The following is a 1,246-nucleotide window of genomic DNA, read 5'->3' as shown; positions in this document are numbered from 1 at the left end:
TTGAGGTGGTCTAGGCAAGACGGACAGAAGAAGGACGTATATTTCTTCTGTTATGACAGCCAAAAAAAGCGGGTCGTCGCCCGACCAACGACGCAAATACGACGAAGCCTTCAAGGCGGAGGCCCTGCGCCTGGCTGCTGAAAGTCGGAGCACGCAAGCCGCGGCTCGCGCGTTGGGCATCAGCCCCAAGCTGCTCTACCGCTGGCAGCAGGCGCAGCTCGTGGCCGAAGTGGGCAGCGTGGAAGTGGCCCGCGACCCGGAGGTGCGCGCCCTGCGGGCCGCCAACAAGCGGCTGGCGCAGGAGCTCGACATTTTAAAAAAAGCCTTGGTCATCTTCGGCCAGCCGACGCCGTGAGCACCTACCGCTACATCGCCCAGCGCCAGGCGCGGGTGCCCGTGCGCCAGCGCTGCCAGGTGCTGCAGGTCGCGCCCAGCGCGTACTACGCCTGGCGCCGGCAGCAGGACCACCCCGTACCCGAACCGGTCTGGCAAGCCGCCGTGCGCCAGGCCTTTGCGTATCACAGCCAGCGCTATGGCACGCGTCGCCTGCGCGTCGAAGTGCAGGCCCAGGGCCACGCCGTGGGCCGCTGGCGCATCCGCCGCGTGCTCCACGCCCACGGCCTGCGGGCGCAGCAGCCCCGCTCGTTTGTGCCCCGCACCACCGATTCCGACCCGGCCGTGCGGGCCGCGCCCAACCGCTTGCTGGGCCAGCCGGCCCCTGCGGCCCCCAACCGGGTGTGGGTGGGCGACATCACCTACCTGCCGCGTCAGGGCGGCGGCTGGCTGTACCTGGCCGTGTGGCTCGACCGCTGCTCGCGCAAAATCGTGGGCTGGGACGTGCGCGACACCATGCCCGAAGACCTGGTCAGCGAGGCGTTGCGCCGGGCCCTGGTGGTGCGCCGGCCCCCGGCCGGGCTCATTGTCCATTCCGATCAAGGCAGCCAGTACACGGCCGCCCGCTTCAAGCAGCTGCTCACCCGCCACGGCGCCGTGCAAAGCATGAGCCGGCGCGGCAACTGCTACGACAACGCCCACGCCGAATCGTTTTGGAGCCGCTTCAAGGCCGAACTGCTCGACGGCGGCCGCTTCCCCGGGCTGGCCGAAGCCAAGCTCGAAATCAGCCACCACATCGCCTACTACAATGCCGAACGGCGGCATTCCGCCCTCGGCTACCACTCGCCCAACCACTTCGAAACCCAACTGCAAACCACGTCCCAATTCTGTCCGTCATAGCTAGACCACCTCA

2 protein-coding genes are annotated in these 1,246 nt (G+C 68.1%); both read left to right on the top strand.

Features of this window, described 5'->3' with window-relative positions:
- The first annotated feature begins 52 nt into the window (after positions 1–52).
- A complete protein-coding gene (locus tag LJ738_RS21115; RefSeq protein ID WP_227788336.1) occupies positions 53–355 on the top strand; it encodes a transposase in 303 nt (100 codons plus the stop codon).
- Complete coding sequence (locus tag LJ738_RS21110) at positions 352–1,233, top strand: IS3 family transposase (protein ID WP_227788335.1); 882 nt, start codon at positions 352–354, stop codon at positions 1,231–1,233. The genes LJ738_RS21115 and LJ738_RS21110 overlap by 4 nt, the downstream gene beginning before the upstream one ends.
- Positions 1,234–1,246: the final 13 nt, after the last annotated feature.

The organism is Hymenobacter plasmatis, from assembly GCF_020711255.1.
Taxonomy (GTDB): Bacteria; Bacteroidota; Bacteroidia; order Cytophagales; family Hymenobacteraceae; genus Hymenobacter.
The sequence above is the reverse complement of the archived record's forward strand: the minus strand, read 5'-3'. Positions and strand labels throughout refer to the sequence as shown.

Coding starts and splice junctions, on each gene's coding strand:
- LJ738_RS21115 (WP_227788336.1), top strand. CDS start 53: ATGACAGCCAAAAAAAGCGGGTCGTCGCCCGACCAACGACGCAAATAC.